This window comes from Achromobacter sp. ESBL13 (genome assembly GCF_036668755.1).
In the GTDB taxonomy this organism is placed as follows: Bacteria; Pseudomonadota; Gammaproteobacteria; order Burkholderiales; family Burkholderiaceae_B; genus Achromobacter.
The window spans coordinates 478,285-494,024 of record NZ_JAZEVT010000004.1; the positions used below are offsets into that span (position 1 = coordinate 478,285).

15 protein-coding genes are annotated in these 15,740 nt (G+C 66.8%); 3 read left to right on the plus strand and 12 right to left on the minus strand.

The features are described 5' to 3' along the window. Positions 1–464 precede the first annotated feature (464 nt). The 7 genes from V6F88_RS18960 to V6F88_RS18990 all read right to left on the minus strand — a co-directional run bounded on the left by V6F88_RS18960 (position 465) and on the right by V6F88_RS18990 (position 9,739). Complete coding sequence (locus V6F88_RS18960; protein ID WP_332611403.1) at positions 465–1,586, minus strand: class I SAM-dependent methyltransferase; 1,122 nt, start codon at positions 1,584–1,586, stop codon at positions 465–467. Between the two features lie 138 nt (positions 1,587–1,724). Then, on the minus strand, positions 1,725–3,392 hold the full coding sequence (locus tag V6F88_RS18965) for an OFA family MFS transporter (protein ID WP_332611405.1): 1,668 nt from the start codon (positions 3,390–3,392) through the stop codon (positions 1,725–1,727). 75 nt (positions 3,393–3,467) lie between these two features. Next, a complete protein-coding gene (locus V6F88_RS18970; RefSeq protein ID WP_046805217.1) occupies positions 3,468–3,725 on the minus strand; it encodes a formate dehydrogenase subunit delta in 258 nt (85 codons plus the stop codon). Between the two features lie 77 nt (positions 3,726–3,802). Further along, positions 3,803–4,636 carry a formate dehydrogenase accessory sulfurtransferase FdhD gene (gene fdhD / locus V6F88_RS18975; protein WP_332611407.1) on the minus strand — a complete coding sequence of 278 codons (834 nt, stop codon included), beginning with the start codon at positions 4,634–4,636 and terminating at the stop codon, positions 3,803–3,805. A 28-nt stretch (positions 4,637–4,664) separates the two neighbouring features. Next, entirely contained in the window at positions 4,665–7,541 is a 2,877-nt protein-coding gene (gene fdhF / locus V6F88_RS18980) for a formate dehydrogenase subunit alpha (RefSeq protein ID WP_332611408.1), read from the minus strand. A gap of 15 nt (positions 7,542–7,556) precedes the next feature. Next, positions 7,557–9,161 carry a formate dehydrogenase beta subunit gene (locus V6F88_RS18985; protein ID WP_332611409.1) on the minus strand — a complete coding sequence of 535 codons (1,605 nt, stop codon included), beginning with the start codon at positions 9,159–9,161 and terminating at the stop codon, positions 7,557–7,559. Beyond that, the gene (locus V6F88_RS18990; RefSeq protein ID WP_332611410.1) at positions 9,158–9,739 is read right to left on the minus strand and encodes a formate dehydrogenase subunit gamma; all 582 of its coding nucleotides are present in this window, start codon (positions 9,737–9,739) and stop codon (positions 9,158–9,160) included. Before V6F88_RS18990 ends, V6F88_RS18985 begins: the two co-directional genes overlap by 4 nt. A 169-nt stretch (positions 9,740–9,908) precedes the next feature. Between V6F88_RS18990 and V6F88_RS18995 the strand changes: the two genes are divergently transcribed. From V6F88_RS18995 to mobA, 3 genes are read left to right on the plus strand one after another with little or no spacing between them, the layout of a single operon-like run. Continuing rightward, entirely contained in the window at positions 9,909–10,988 is a 1,080-nt protein-coding gene (locus tag V6F88_RS18995) for a substrate-binding domain-containing protein (RefSeq protein ID WP_332611411.1), read from the plus strand. Positions 10,989–11,030: 42 nt separating this feature from the next. Continuing rightward, a complete protein-coding gene (gene moaA, locus V6F88_RS19000; protein WP_332611413.1) occupies positions 11,031–12,146 on the plus strand; it encodes a GTP 3',8-cyclase MoaA in 1,116 nt (371 codons plus the stop codon). After that, entirely contained in the window at positions 12,139–12,780 is a 642-nt protein-coding gene (gene mobA, locus V6F88_RS19005) for a molybdenum cofactor guanylyltransferase MobA (RefSeq protein ID WP_332611414.1), read from the plus strand. The genes moaA and mobA overlap by 8 nt, the downstream gene beginning before the upstream one ends. A gap of 18 nt (positions 12,781–12,798) precedes the next feature. Here mobA and V6F88_RS19010 read toward each other — a convergent pair whose 3' ends face one another. The 5 genes from V6F88_RS19010 to moaC are packed head-to-tail and all read right to left on the minus strand — an operon-like array spanning position 12,799 to position 15,736. Beyond that, positions 12,799–14,004: a molybdopterin molybdotransferase MoeA gene (locus V6F88_RS19010; RefSeq protein WP_332611416.1), complete on the minus strand. Its 1,206-nt coding sequence runs from the start codon at positions 14,002–14,004 to the stop codon at positions 12,799–12,801. A gap of 3 nt (positions 14,005–14,007) precedes the next feature. Further along, positions 14,008–14,529, minus strand: a complete 522-nt coding sequence (gene moaB, locus V6F88_RS19015; protein WP_332611417.1) for a molybdenum cofactor biosynthesis protein B — start codon at positions 14,527–14,529, stop codon at positions 14,008–14,010. Further along, positions 14,526–15,008, minus strand: coding sequence for a molybdenum cofactor biosynthesis protein MoaE (locus V6F88_RS19020; RefSeq protein WP_332611419.1), 483 nt, complete (start codon positions 15,006–15,008; stop codon positions 14,526–14,528). Before V6F88_RS19020 ends, moaB begins: the two co-directional genes overlap by 4 nt. A gap of 7 nt (positions 15,009–15,015) precedes the next feature. Next, entirely contained in the window at positions 15,016–15,267 is a 252-nt protein-coding gene (locus V6F88_RS19025) for a MoaD/ThiS family protein (protein WP_332611421.1), read from the minus strand. Continuing rightward, positions 15,248–15,736, minus strand: coding sequence for a cyclic pyranopterin monophosphate synthase MoaC (gene moaC / locus V6F88_RS19030; RefSeq protein ID WP_046805227.1), 489 nt, complete (start codon positions 15,734–15,736; stop codon positions 15,248–15,250). The genes V6F88_RS19025 and moaC overlap by 20 nt, the downstream gene beginning before the upstream one ends. Positions 15,737–15,740 lie beyond the last annotated feature (4 nt).

Sequence of the window (15,740 nt, forward strand, 5' to 3'; positions counted from 1 at the left end):
CCACGCTGCGCACGCTACGCGTGCTTGCTGCCCCCCGAGGGGGGCGCCTCCCGCCTTGGGGGCGGCCCGGCGGCGAGAGGAAATGCCCCCACGCTGCGCACGCTAGGCGCGCTTGCTGCCCCCCGGGGGGGCGCCTCCCGCCTTGGGGGCGGCCCGGCGGCGAGAGGAAATGCCCCCACGCTGCGCACGCTAGGCGCGCTTGCTGCCCCCCGAGGGGCGCCTCCCGCCTTGGGGGCGGCCCGGCGGCGAGAGGAAATGCCCCCACGCTGCGCACGCTACGCGTGCTTGCTGCCCCCCGAGGGGGCGCCTCCCGCCTCGGGGGGCGGCTCGGCGGCGAGAGGAAATGCCCCCACGCTGCGCACGCTACGCGTGCTTGCTGCCCCCCGAGGGGGCGCCTCCCGCCTTGGGGCGGCCCGGCGGCGAGAGGGGGGTGCCCCGCGCCGCAGGCGGCGGGGCCTTCGCGATCAGGCGGCGGCGCCCAATCTCCACAGGGAGGTGACTTCCTTTGAGCGCGCGGCGTAGAGCGGGTCGCTGGGGTCTTTGGCGCGGGCGTGCGTGGGGCGGGTGTCCAGGCGCTCGATGACGCGCAGGCCCGCCGTGTCGATCATTTCAAGCAACTGTTCGCGGGTGCGCAGGCCCAGGTGTTCGGCCAGGTCCGACAGGATCAGCCAGCCTTCGCCGTTGGGCGTCAGGTGCGCCGGCAAACCGTTCAAAAAGCCGCGCAGCATGCGGCTGTCGGGGTCGTACACGGCTTGCTCGACCGGCGAGCTGGGGCGCGCGGGCAACCACGGCGGGTTGCAGACCACCAGCGATACCCGGCCTTCTGGGAACAGGTCGGCGTCAACCACGTCGACCTGCTTGTCCAGGCCCAGGCGTTCCAGGTTTTCACGGGCGCACGCCAAAGCGCGCGGATCCTGGTCGGTGGCGATGACGCGCTTGCCGCCTCGGCGAGCAATCACGGCCGCCAGCACGCCGGTGCCCGTGCCGATATCGAACGCCACGCTGCCGCGCGGCATCGGCGTATTGGCCACCAGATCGACATACTCGCCGCGCAGGGGCGAGAACACGCCGTAGTGCGGATGGATGCGGTTGTTCAACGCGGGAATCTCGACGCCTTTCTTGCGCCATTCGAACGCGCCGATCAGGCCCAGCAGTTCGCGCATTGACGCCACATAGGGTTCGTCGGCCGGGCCGTGGGCTTCTTCGCAGGCCTGGCGCGCATCGGGCGCGCGGCGCAGCGAAATGCCGTGGCCGGCGTCAAACGGAATCAGCAGCATGCCCAGGATGCGGGCGCGCTGCGATTGGATCTGGCGATGCTGGTTGAACGCTTCCAGCATGCTGTCGACGGGCTTGCGCGGACGCTTGTCCACGCGTCGCGTCATGGCCAGCAGCAGCTGGCGGGCGTTCTGGAAATCTCCGCGCCACAGCAGGCCCACGCCTTCGCACGCCTGGCGATAGGCCATGTCGGCGGTCAGTTTGTCGTCCACCACCACCACGCGCTTGGGCGGCGTTGCGCCGGTTTCAGAGCGCCAGCGGGCGGAATGGGGGACATCATTTTCAACCCAGTGCAATTCGGGAGCGCTCAACGTGTCGCTCCTGCAAGGACGGGGGAAGGGGTAAGAATCATGGGGACCAATAAAAAGATAGGGCGCGGGCTGCCAATGTAGCAGCTTCGCGCCCCGGGGGCGGGCGCGCGGCACGCCGGCCGCCGCGCGCCACACGCATCAGTGAAAGAGGACCACCGCCTTTTGCAGCGTGATCCAGATTCCCCAGGCCAGCGGGATGCCCACGCAGGCCCAGGCAAACAGCACCAGCACGGCGGGTGTACGGAACGTGGACGCACCCACGCCGTGCGTTTCGGCGGCGGCCGCGCGTTCGTGCGCCAGCGCTTTTTCATGCGCCAGCTCTTCATCCGTCATGAAGTACTTCGGATTGACGGGGCGTATCGCCAGGTTGCACAGAAAACCCAGCACCAGCATGCCCGCCAGGATGTACATCGTGATGTCGTACACCTGCGCGCGCGGCACGCCGATCGACAGCTGATATTCGCGGATGTAGTTCACCAGCACCGGGCCAAAGATACCGGCCGCCGACCACGCCGTCAGCAGCCGGCCGTGAATGGCGCCCACCATCTGCGTGCCGAACAGGTCCGCCAGGTACGCGGGCACCGTGGCAAAGCCGCCGCCGTACATCGACAGGATCACGCAGAACGCGGCCACGAACAGCGCCAGCGCGCCGATGTGGGCCGTCCACGGAATGGCGGCATACAGAACGAAGCCCAGCACGAAAAACACCAGATACGTCATCTTGCGGCCCAGCTTGTCGGACAGGCTGGCCCAGAAGAAGCGGCCGCCGATGTTGAACAGGCTGAGCAGGCCGGTGAAGCCGGCAGCAATGGCGGCGATGGCGGCCAGTTGATCCTTGTCCAGCTGGCCAAAGCCCAGCTCCGGCTTGTTGATCAGCCCGCCACCGAACACCTCCTGCAATAGCGGCGACGCCATGCCCAGAATGCCGATGCCGGCCGTGACGTTCAGGCACAGCACCAGCCACACCAGCCAGAACTGCGGCACGCCCCAGACGCGCTTCACGTGCACGTGGCCCTTGGTGATCATGGCGTTGTTGGCGTGCTTGGCCGGGGCGGTCCACCCTTGCGGCTTCCAGCCCGTGGGCGGTACCCGGTAGCCCAGCGCGCCCGACATCATGAACACGAAATACACCACGGCCATGGTCAAAAAGGTTTGCCACACGCCCGGCGAGGTGGGGGTGGCAAAGTGGCGCATCAGCAGGTCGGCAAGCGGGGCGCCGATCATCGCGCCGCCGCCAAAGCCCATGATGGCCATGCCGGTGGCCATGCCGCGCCGGTCGGGAAACCACTTGATCAACGTGCTGACGGGCGAGATATACCCCAGCCCCAGGCCGATGCCGCCGATAACCCCCGAGCCCAACCACAGCATCCACATCTGATGCAGGTACACGCCGATGGCGGAAATGACCAGGCCGCCGCACCAGCACACCGCCGACACCACGCCGGCCTTGCGCGGGCCGGCGCGTTCCAGCCAGCCGCCCCACAGCGCCGCCGAACATCCCAGCAGCACGAAGAACAGGGTGTACATCCACCCCATGGTTGAAATCTTCCAGTCGCAGCTGGTGGTGAATAGCTCGGCCACCAGGCTCATGTCGGCCGGGCAGGCCAGCGGCTTGGCGCCGCCCACCACTTTGGACAGCGGCAGCCAGAACACCGAAAAGCCATAGGCCATGCCGATGCACAGGTGGATGGCCAAGGCGGCCGGCGGCACCAGCCAGCGCGAGAAACCCGGCCCGGCGATGGTGCGTTCTTTTTCAAAAAAGCCCGGCTTAGCGCCGGGCAGGTCCAAGGTGGCGGTGCTTTCCATGTAGTCTCCTCGATGGGTGCGGCTTTATAGCCGCTATGTTTTGTTTTGACTGCGGGTAAAGCGGGTGGCGCCCGGCTAGTTCACGCGAGGCGCGGGCGTCAGGCGCTGGCGGTTCTGCGTGACCGCGTCCAGCACCAGCGGATGCAATTGTTCGTCGCCGGCGTCGCCGTCCGGGGTAGCCGCCAGGAAGCCCAGCAGCTCGTTTCGCATGCGCGGCTCCCAGAACTTGTGGATATGGTTGGCCACGCCTTCCAGCGCTTCGTGGCGGTCCGGCATGGCGTCAAAGAACTGGCCGATGCGGTTGGCCATGCGGATCAGGTTGCCGATTTCCATTGCGAGTCAGGGTCCGGTTCAAGTGCGATTCAGGATGCGATTCAAGGTGCGATTCAAGGTGCGATTCAACCCGGGCTTCAGGCGATGAATCGTTCGGGGTGCGTATACAGCGTGGCGTCGTCGCCGCGTAAAAATCCCACCAGGCTGACGTTGGCGTCTTGCGCCAGGCGGATGGCCAGCGCCGTGGGGGCGGACACCGCCGCCAGCACGGCCACCCCGGCCGCCGCCGTCTTCTGCACCATTTCAAAACTGGCGCGGCTGGATACCAGCACGATGCCATTGCCGCCGTGCATGGCCTGGCGCGCCAACGCGCCGATCAGCTTGTCCAACGCGTTATGGCGCCCCACGTCTTCGCGCAGCAGCGCAACCGCGCCGTCGCCGCCCGCCCAGCCGGCCGCATGCGTCGCACCCGTGATGTCGTGCAGCGCCTGGCGCGTGCGCATGTCCTGCATGGCGGCCAGCACCGCCCTGATGCGCACGGCGGACCCGTTCGTCACGGGCGCCACCGGCCGCAGCACTTCGGGCAGTGTTTCCACGCCGCACAGGCCGCAGCCCGTGCGCCCGGCCATGGCGCGTCGCCGCGTTTTCAAGCGCACTTCGCAGGCGCTGGAAATTTCCACCTGCACCACGATGCCGTCGCATTGCGGCAGCACGTCTATGCCGCGCACATCGCTGACGCTGTCGATGATGCCTTCCGACAGCGAAAAGCCCACGGCAAAGTCTTCCAGGTCTGCCGGCGTGGCCAGCATGGTGGCGTGGCTGATGCCGTTGAACTCCAGCGCCACCGGCGTTTCCTCGGCAACAAAATCCGATTCGGCGGCGGGGGCGATGGCTCCGCCCCGTACGCGCGTGACCTGGGTCGGCGTGCAGTCGGGGCGGGGCGGCGGGGGCGGGGGCGTCTGGGAATTCATGGCATCCGGGGCAGTGGCTGGCAGGCGGTTATTTCCCGGTCAGCGCCGCTTCGTTCTCGCGCGATCGCTCGCGCAGCAGCTTTTGCTGGATGTCGGCAAAGCGCGACCATTGGCGCTGCCATTCCGATGGCTGGGACACGCGCGTCACCTGCACGGCCGTGACCTTGTATTCCGGGCAGTTGGTCGCCCAGTCGGAGCTGTCCGTCGTGACGACGTTGGCGCCTGACTCGGGAAAGTGGAACGTGGTGTATACCACGCCCGGCTGCACCCGATCGGTCAGCGTGGCGCGCAGCACCGTTTCGCCCGCGCGGCTCTGAATGCCGACCCAGTCGCCTTCGGCCACGCCGCGATCCTCGGCGTCTTGCGGATGCAGTTCCAGCACGTCCTCGCCGTGCCACATCACGTTGGGCGTGCGCCGCGTCTGCGCGCCCACGTTGTATTGCGACAGGATGCGGCCCGTGGTCAACAGCAGCGGGAAACGGCGCGTGCTGCGTTCATCGGTGGGCACGTACTTGGTGATCATGAACTTGCCCTTGCCGCGCACGAACGTGTCGATGTGCATGATGGGCGTGCCGTCCGGCGCGTCGTCATTGCACGGCCATTGCAGGCTGCCCAGCTTGTCCAGCTTGTCGTAGCTGACGCCCGCGAACGTAGGCGTCAAGCGCGCGATTTCCTCCATGATTTCGCGCGGGTGCGTGTAGTTCATGGGGTAGCCCAGCGCGTTGGACAAGGCCACCGTCACTTCCCAATCCGACTTGCCGTTCTTGGGTTCCATTACCTTGCGCACGCGCGAGATGCGGCGTTCGGCGTTGGTGAAGGTGCCGTCTTTTTCCAGGAACGACGAGCCCGGCAAGAACACGTGCGCGTACTTGGCGGTCTCGTTCAGGAACAGGTCCTGCACCACGATGCACTCCATGGCCGCCAGCGAGGCCGCCACGTGCTGCGTGTTGGGGTCGGACTGCACGATGTCTTCGCCCTGGCAGTACAGGCCCTTGAACGAGCCGCCCAATGCCGCTTCAAACATATTGGGAATGCGCAGCCCGGGTTCCGGTTGCAGCGTCACGCCCCAGTCGCGTTCGAATTGCGCGCGCACGGTGTTGTCGGAAATGTGGCGATAGCCGGGCAGCTCGTGCGGGAACGAGCCCATGTCGCACGAGCCCTGCACGTTGTTCTGGCCGCGCAGGGGGTTCACCCCCACGCCCTCGCGTCCGATGTTGCCGGTGGCCATGGCCAGGTTGGCGATGGCCATCACGGTGGTGGAGCCCTGGCTGTGTTCGGTCACGCCCAGGCCGTAATAGATGGACCCGTTGCCGCCCGTGGCGAACAGCCGCGCCGCGCCGCGCACGGCCTGCGCCGGCACGCCGGTGATTTCGGCCATGGCTTCGGGCGAGTTCTCGGGCAGCGATACAAAGTCGCGCCATTCATTGAACGCCTTGGTCTCGCAGCGTTCGGCCACGAAGGCGTCGTCGATCAGGCCTTCGGTGGCGATCACGTGGGCCAGTGACGACAGCAGCGCCGTGTTGGTGCCCGGCCGCACCTGCAAGTGATAGTCGGCCTTGATGTGCGGCGAGCTGACCAATTCAATACGGCGCGGATCAATCACGATCAAGCGCGCACCCTGGCGCAGGCGGCGCTTCAGGCGCGAGGCAAACACCGGGTGCCCGCTGCTGGGGTTGGCGCCCATCACGATGACCACGTCGGTATGCATGACCGAATCAAAGGTCTGCGTGCCAGCCGATTCACCCAGCGTCTGCTTCAGGCCGTAGCCGGTGGGCGAATGGCAGACGCGCGCGCAGGTATCCACGTTGTTGGTGCCGAAGGCCGCGCGCACCAGCTTTTGCACCAGCCAGGTTTCTTCGTTGGTGCAGCGCGACGACGTGATGCCGCCCACCGCGTCGCGGCCGTACTGGCCTTGGATGCGGCGAAATTCCGACGCCGCGTAGTTGATGGCCTCGTCCCAGGACACTTCCTTCCAGGAATCGGTGATGTGCTTGCGGATCATGGGCTTGAGCACGCGTTCCTTGTGCGTGGCGTAGCCCCATGCAAAGCGGCCCTTCACACACGAGTGGCCGCGGTTGGCCTGCCCGTCTTTCCAGGGCACCATGCGCACCACTTCCTGGCCCTTCATCTCGGCCTTGAAGCCGCAGCCCACGCCGCAGTACGCGCAGGTGGTGATGACCGAGTGTTCGGCCTGGCCCATCATGATGACGGTCTTTTCCTGCAACGTTGAGGTCGGACAGGCCTGCACGCAGGCGCCACAGGACACGCATTCGCTATCCAGGAACGGCTGGTCCTGCCCGGGCGACACGCGCGATTCGAAACCCTTGCCCGAGATCGTCAACGCAAACGTGCCCTGCGTTTCTTCGCAGGCGCGCACGCAGCGGTTGCAGACGATGCACTTGGATGCGTCGTAGCTGAAGTAGGGATTGGAATCGTCGACCTTGGCGTCCAGGTGGTTGGCGCCGTCATAGCCGTAGCGCACGTTGCGCAGGCCCACCACGCCGGCCATGTCCTGCAATTCGCAATCGCCGTTGGCGGGGCAGGTCAGGCAGTCCAGCGGGTGGTCCGAGATGTACAGCTCCATCACGCCGCGCCGCAGTTCGTGCAGCTTGGGGGTTTCGGTGACCACCACCATGCCGTTTTCCGCCGGCGTGGTGCAAGACGCGGGATAGCCGCGCCGGCCTTCGATCTGCACCAGGCACAGGCGGCACGACCCAAACGGTTCGAGGCTGTCGGTGGCGCACAGCTTGGGGATGTTGATGCCGGCCTGGGCGGCCGCGCGCATCAACGACGTGCCCTCGGGCACGCGGATTTCCTGGCCGTCGATGGTCAGGGTGACGCTGTTGGCGGATTCGCGCGCCGGGGTGCCCAGGTCGCGCTCGCGCTTGATGACGGTCTCTAGCATGGTCGTCTCTCAGGTTCAGGCCGCGTGCGCGGCAGACTGCGAGGACTCGATGCCGAAGTCCTGCGGAAAATGGTTCAGCGCGGACAGCACGGGGTAGGGCGCCATGCCCCCCAGCGCGCACAGTGAACCGCCCATCATCGTGTCGCACAAATCACGCAGCAGATGCACCTGTTGTTCACGCTGCGCGGGGCTGACGCCGCCGGCCGCGATCTTGTCGATGGTTTCGACGCCGCGTGTGGAACCGATGCGGCACGGCGTGCACTTGCCGCAGGATTCAATCGCGCAGAACTCCATGGCGTAGCGGGCCATGCGCGCCATGTCCACGGTGTCGTCAAACGCGACCAGCCCGCCGTGGCCGATCATGGCCGAGATCTGTATGTAGGCTTCGTAGTCCAGCGGCACGTCCCATTGCGATTCGGGCAGATAGGCGCCTAGCGGGCCGCCCACTTGCACGGCGCGCAATGGCCGGCCGCTGGCGCTGCCGCCGCCGAAGGTGTAGAGCAGGTCACGCAGGCTAAGACCGAACGCCTTTTCCACCAGCCCGCCTTGCTTGACGTTGCCGGCCAGTTGGAACGGCAAGGTGCCATGCGAGCGGCCCACGCCGTAATCGCGGTAGTAGGCGGCGCCCTTGGCCAGGATGATGGGCACGGTGGCCAGCGATATCACGTTGTTGATAACGGTGGGCTTGCCGAACAGGCCCGAGATCGCGGGCAGCGGCGGCTTGGCGCGCACCACGCCGCGCTTGCCTTCCAGGCTTTCCAGCAGCGACGTTTCTTCGCCGCAGATGTAGGCGCCCGCGCCCTTGCGCACTTCCAGGTCGAAGCGGCGTCCGCTGCCGTGCACGTCGGCGCCCAGCCAGCCGACGCTGCGCGCGCGGACGATAGCGGCTTCCAGGGTCTCGATGGCATGCGGGTATTCCGACCGCACATAGATGTAGCCGTAGGTCGCGCCCACGGCCAGCCCGGCAATCGTCATGCCTTCGATCAGTACGTAAGGGTCGCCTTCCATCAGCAGGCGGTCGGCAAAGGTGCCCGAGTCCCCTTCGTCGGCATTGCACACGATGTACTTCTGGTCGCCGGGCGTGCCCGCCACCGTTTTCCATTTGATGCCGGTCGGAAACGCCGCGCCGCCGCGTCCGCGCAGGCCGGACGTGACCATCTCGTCGATGATGGCCGCCGGGTCCATCGCCAGCGCCCGCTTCAGGCCCGCCAGGCCGCCGTGCGCGGCGTAGTCCTGCAAGGACAGCGGATCGATCACGCCGACGCGGGCGAAGGTCAGGCGTTCTTGCTGTTTCAGGTAGGGGATGTCTTCGGTCAGGCCCAGGCACAGCGGGTGTACCGGGGCGGCGCCCGCGGCGTTGTCGTGGTGCGTCAGCCAGCCGGCATCGAACAAGCCGGCCACGTCTTCGACCGCCACGGGGCCGTAGGCGACGCGGCCCTTGGGCGTGACAACTTCCACCAGCGGTTCCAGCCACAACAAGCCGCGCGATCCATTGCGTACCACCTGCACGGCCAGTCCGCGTGCGTCCGCGATGCGTTCAACCTCGCGCGCCACGGCGTCCGCGTCCATGGCCAGCGCGGCCGCGTCGCGCGGCACGTAGATGGCGACGGGGGCGCTCATGGTGTGGTCTCCTGCGGGTGGGGCAACGTGTGGGCCAGCGTGTGGGCCAACAAGCGGTCCAGCTTCTGGGGCGTGACGCGGGCATGCGGCTGGCCGTCGATCATGACGGCGGGCGACTGCGCGCACAGCCCCAGGCAGTAGACGGGTTCCAGCGTGAAATTGCCGTCGGCGGTGTGGGCGTGGAAATCGCAGCCAAGCTGGGCGCGGGCATGGGCGGCCAGCTGTTCGCCGCCCATCGCCTGACAGGATTCGGCGCGGCACACTTCCAGCGTGTGGCGCGCGGCCGGACGGCTGCGAAAGTGCGGGTAGAAAGTGATGACGCCGTGGACTTCGGCGCGGGACAGGTTCAGGGCCTCGGCGATGGTCTGCACCGCCTCGGCCGGGATACAGCCCAGTTCGTGCTGCACCTGATGCAGCACCGGCAACAAGGGGCCGGGCAGATCTTTCAACCGCGCAACGATGCGGGCGGTGGTGGCAATGGCGGGGGTGGTGGACGCCTGGGCGGCGTCCAGGGCCAGTTGGCCGCCCCGGGCGCCGCCGCTGGACGCCAAGTCGGATTTTGCCTCGCGCTGATGCACGGTGGTCTCCTCCAGTGTTGCTGGGCCCCGTACAGGGGTCTGTTGTGTCGGTCGGATGTCCGGGTATTTCCCCGGCAATTAATATGTTTTAAAAAACATAATAAAAAGCGGTCCGCCGCGTTATTTGTGTACTCTAACCACGTACTTGAACGCCTTCAATAAGAAATAAATGACATATAAGTTTCGAATCGGGCTGCGGCCGCAATGGACCTTGGGCGGGGGCGACGACACGGCTCCTTTGCCCTTGCAGGACATGCTGGCGCTGTTGGCCGCCATAGACGCTACCGGGAACATCACGGGTGCATGCCGCGCGTGCGGGCTGTCTTACCGGCATGCCTGGGGTGTGCTGCGGCGTTTTGAGACGCTGTTCGGCACGCAGCTGCTGGTGACGAACCGGCGCCAGGGCACGCAGTTGGCCCCGTTCGCGCAGCGCCTGCTGTGGGCCAACCGCCGCATCGAGGCGCGGCTGATGCCCACGCTGGACAGCATGGCATCGGAATTGCAGGAAGAACTGGAACGGCTGCTGCCTGAAAGTGGCCCGCACCTGCGGCTGCACGCCAGCCACGGCTTTGCGGTGGAATCGCTGATGCAGCACATGGGCGGCAGAAAGCCGGGGCTGGAACTGCGCTATCGCACCGCCATCGAGGCGCTGGCTTCGCTAGAGCGCCACGAGTGCGATCTGGCCGGTTTCCAGGTGCCGCTGGGCGACTTCGAAGCGCCCATCATGGAACGTTACGCGCAGTGGCTGCACGCGGATGAATACCTGCTGATCCATCTGGCGGTGCGCAATACCGGTTTGTTCGTCACGGCCGGCAACCCCAAGCAGATACGCGGCATGGCGGACCTGGCGCGCCAGGATGTGCGCTTCGTCAACCGCCAGATCGGATCCAGCACGCGTTACCTGGTCAGCCTGATGCTTCAACGGGCGGGGGTTTCAATCGGCGAAGTCCAAGGCTACGAAACGAACGAATTCACCCACATGGCCATTGCCGCGCATATCGCCAGCGGCATGGCGGACACGGGCGTGGGCGTGGAAACCGCCGCCTGCCGCTTCGGGCTGGACTTCATCCCGCTGGTGCGCGAACGCTATTTCTTTGCCATCCGAAAATCGTCATTGGAAACGCCCGCGATGCAAGACCTGCTGTCCATCATGCGCAGCGCTGATTATGTCGGCTACGTGGGTCAGCTGGTGGGTTACGACGCCAAGGACACCGGCCGCCTGCAAACCCTGGAAGAGGCCTTCGCCTAGGGCCGCCGCCCGGGACGCCGCTTGCCGATATATGATCGCCCCATGAGCAAAGTGATTTTCCTTGCCGACCGCCGGTCAGACCGTTCGGCCTGGCCCGCGCCCGGCGACCTTCCGGCCGACGGCCAGCCCGCGCTGGACCGGCGCGCGCGTCCGCTGCGCGACCTGCGCATTTCCGTGACGGACCGCTGCAACTTCCGCTGCACCTACTGCATGCCCCGCGAAGTGTTCGACGCCAGCTATACCTTCATGCCGCATTCCGCGCTGTTGTCGTTTGAAGAAATCAGCCGGCTGGCAGGTATCTTCACGCAGCTTGGCGTGGAAAAAATCCGGTTGACGGGCGGCGAACCGCTGCTGCGCAAACATATCGAAAACCTGGTCGGCCAATTGGCGGCGCTGCGCACGCCGGCGGGGCAGCCGCTGGACCTGACGCTGACGACTAATGGCAGCGTGCTGGCGCGCAAGGCCGCCGCGCTGAAAGCCGCCGGGCTGACGCGCGTCACCGTCAGCCTGGACGCGCTGGACGCGTCGATGTTCCAGGACATGAGCGACAGCGGCTTCACGCCCGACGACGTGCTGCGCGGCATCGAAGCCGCCGCGGACGCGGGCTTGGCGCCGGTCAAGGTCAACATGGTGGTGCGGCGTGGCCTGAACGACGGCCAGATCCTGCCCATGGCCGAACGCTTCCGGCACAGCGGGCACATCCTGCGCTTTATCGAATACATGGACGTGGGCAACACCAACGGCTGGAACCTGTCTGAAGTGGTGCCCAGCCAGGAAGTGCTGGACCGCATCGGCGCGGCCTATCCGCTGGAACCGGTGCAGTCCGCCGACATGGGGCGTGTGGCCGAGCGCTGGCGCTACCTGGACGGCGGTGGCGAGATCGGCGTGATTTCCAGCGTGACGCACGCCTTCTGCGGCGGCTGTACGCGCGCGCGCCTGTCGCCGGAGGGCAAGCTGTTTCTGTGCCTGTTCGCGCACGAAGGCTTTGACCTGCGCGCGCCGCTGCGCGATGGCGCCACCGACGCCGAACTGGCCGCAATGCTGGCCGGCATCTGGGGCGGGCGCGCCGACAATTATTCCGAACTGCGCGGCCGCAACATGGCGGACCCGACGCCGGACCCGGGCCGCAAGGTTGAAATGAGCTACATCGGTGGGTGACGCCCGGTTGCCGGTTTGCCGCATCGCCGGCTTGATCCTGGCGGGCGGGCAGGGGTCGCGCATGGCCCATCAGGACAAGGGGCTGGTGCTGTTGAACGGCGAGCCCCTGGTGGCGCACGTAGCGCGCCGGCTGGCGCCGCAGGTGGCGCGGCTGATCATCAGCGCCAACCGCCATGCCGACCGCTATGCGCGCTACGGCGCGGTGGTGGCTGATAACGAACCGGGCTTGGAAAAATACCAGGGTCCGCTGCTGGGCATCGCGGCGGGGTTGGCCGCTGTGGCCGAGGTGGCCGCAGTGGGGGATTTGGAGTGGGTGGTGGTGGCGCCGTGCGACACACCGTTTCTTCCCGGCGATCTGGCCGCGCGCCTGGTCGACGCCGCGCAAGCCGCGCAGGCGCCCATGGCCTATGCCATGGCAGGCGAACAGCGCCATTCGGCCTGCATGGCGCTGCGTCCATCGCTACTGCCGGGCTTGCGCGCCTATCTGCACGCCGGCGATCGAAAAGTCGGCCTGTGGCAGGCGCGCGTGGGCGCCGTGGCGGCGCGCTTTGACGACGTGCCGCATGCCTTCATGAATGTGAACACGCCCGAAGAGTTGGCCGAGGCCGAGCGCTACGCCAGCCCGTGCCGGTGATCGGGCCAACGCCCAGCGCTAGGCCAGCCAGTGCCGCAAGTCGTAATACGGCACGCGGTCGCCATCGTTGATCAGCACGTCGGCGGGCAGCCGCGCCAGGCCGGTGGCCCAAGGCATGGAACTGATCACGCCCGAGCCTTGGTGGCCGTAAGGCACCAATTCCGCGGTGCCTTCGTTGGCGACACGCCGCTGCACCCGCAGGAATTCCTCGCGCCCATCCTTGCGCGGATTCTCGGTGCGCAGCGGCAGCAGGCTGACGGGCGGGAAGATTTCTTCGCGGCCCTGCATGCGTCGCACCAGCGGCGACACCAGCATGGCAAACACGGCGTAGGCCGACACGGGGTTGCCCGGCAGGCTCACGACAGGCTTGCCGTTGACCTGTGCCAAGGCCACCGGCTTGCCCGGCTTCATGCGCACTTTCCATAGCGACAATTCGCCGCCCAGGGTGGCCAGCGCGGGCTTGACCAGGTCGCGTTCGCCCACCGACACCCCGCCCACGCTCAACACCAGGTCGCAGTCGGCCAGCAGCGTCTTGAAGGCGGCCAGCAGATCTTCTTCGGTGTCGCGCGCGTGCAGCACGTGCACGGGCACGGCGCCCAGGCCGCGCGCCAACGCGGCCAGCATCGGGCCGTTGGAGTTGTAGATCTGTTCGGGGGCGCGGGGCGAGCCGGGCGGCACGAGTTCGTCGCCCGTGGTCAGGATGCCTACGCGCAGCAGGCCGACCACCGGCACGGTGGCAAGCCCCTGCGAGGCCAGCAAGGCCACGTGCGCGGCTTGCAGCATGGCGCCAGCCGTCAGCAAGGGCGCGCCGGCCATCGTGTCTTCGCCCCGGCGGCGGATGTGCTGGCCGGGCGCGGGTTCACGCGAGATTTCCACGTGGTTGTCGGCTTCAACCGTGTCTTCCTGCATGACGACGGTATCGGCGCCGTCGGGAATCAGGCTGCCGGTGAAGAGGCGGATGGCGTGGCCGGGCTTGAGCGGCTCGGGCACGTCGCCGGCATAGCAGCGTTGCTGGATCGGCAGGCGGGCGCCGGCGTGCCAATCGGCCACGCGCAGCGCGTAGCCGTCCATGGCGCTGTTGTCGGCCGGGGGGATGTCCACCGTGGCTTGCAGGTCGGTGGCCAGCACGCGCCCGGCGGCTTCGGTCAGGCTGATATCTTCGCGGCGTTGCAGCGGCCCGGCGGCATTGGCCAGCAGGGTCTGGGCGTGATCAAAATCCAGCATGGGTCAGTGGTCTTCTTTCTGAGGCTTGAAGTGCGTAGCGAAATTGCACGGGCGATGGGCGCTGTCGAACTGTTCACGCAATATCTGCGCCCAGGCCGTTTCGCAGGCGTTGTTGGATCCGGGCAGGCAGAAGATCAGCGTCTGGTTGGCGGACCCCGCGAAGGCGCGCGACTGGATCGTCGAACTGCCGATCTCGGTGTACGAGATTTGCCGGAACAGTTCGCCAAAGCCGGGAATCTCGCGGTCCAGCAGCGGCAGGATGGCGGCCGGCGTGTGATCGCGATGTGAAAAGCCGGTGCCGCCAGAGGTCAGGATGACCTGTACTTCCGGGTCGGCAATCCAGTCGCTGATGACGCGGCGGATCTGGTAGATGTCGTCGCGGACGATATCGCGGCGCACGCATTGGTGACCCGCATGCGCCAGATTGTGGGCAAGCAGATTGCCCGAAGTGTCGTCGCCCGCGCTGCGGGTGTCGCTGACCGTCAGCACGGCGCAGGCCAGCGAGACGGGAATTTCTTCGCTCATTTGCTTTCCTTCGGTGGGGCGGTGTCTTCATCCCAGGCGTCTGTGCGGTCCTGGTCGGCCTGGCGTTGTTCTACCCAGAAGCTGCTGCCGCCGGCCAGCGTCTCGCGCTTCCAGAACGGCGCGCGCGTCTTGAGCGCGTCGATGATGTATTCACAGCCGCGAAACGCGTCGCCCCGGTGGGCGCTGGCGGCCGCCACAAACACGATCTGCGCATTGCGCGACAGCGCGCCCACACGGTGCACGATGACGGTGCCATCCAGTTTCCAGCGCTGGCGCGCGGTGTCGGCAATGGCTTCAAGCTCGCGCTCGCACATGCCCGGGTAGTGTTCCAGGTAGAGCGTGTCGGTGGGCGAGTCGGGCGCGTAGTCGCGCACATAGCCCACGAACGTGACAATGCCGCCCACACCGGATCCGGCGTTCTCGCGTAGCGCCGCCGTCAGCGCGGCGGCGTCAAAATCGGCTTCCTGGACGCTGATCATGGCGCTCTCAGCCTCCGGTGACGGGTTCGAACACGGCCACTTCGTCGCCCGCCCGTATCGTTGCCGTGGGTTTGGAATGGGTTTGATTGATGGCCAGTTTCAGGCGCGCGGCGGGCGCCAGCTGCGGGTAGCGTTCCCCCAGCGCGGCCAGCAGTTGCGCGCCGGTGGACTCGCCGTCCAGCGGCCAGTCTTCCCCGCGCTTGCCGACCAATTCCGCCACGCGGGCGAAGTACAGAAGATTAATCGTTGCGCCATTCACCGCTTTTTCCTCCGGCCTTGTACTTAAGGCGAACTTGTTCAACCACGATGCCCTTGTCGGCGGCCTTGCACATGTCGTAGATGGTCAGCGCGGCCACGCTGCACGCCATCATGGCTTCCATTTCCACGCCGGTCTTGTAGCTGGTGCGGCAGGTGGCCTGGATGTCGATGCGGTGCGCGGCGTCGTCCAGCGAGAAGTCCACGCCCACGAAGGCCAGCGGCAGGCTGTGGCAAAGCGGGATCAGTTCCGCGCAGCGCTTGGCGGCCAGCACGGCGGCCACGCGGGCGGTGTTAAGCACTTCGCCCTTGCCCTTGCCGGGCTGCGTCAACAGGCCATAGGCCACGGCATTCATGCGCACGCTGGCCACGGCAATGGCCACGCGTTCGGTGTCCGTCTTGGCGATCACGTCGACCATGCGGACCTGGCCGGCTTCGTCCAGGTGGCTAAGGGTGGGGGTGGCAGATGACATTGGG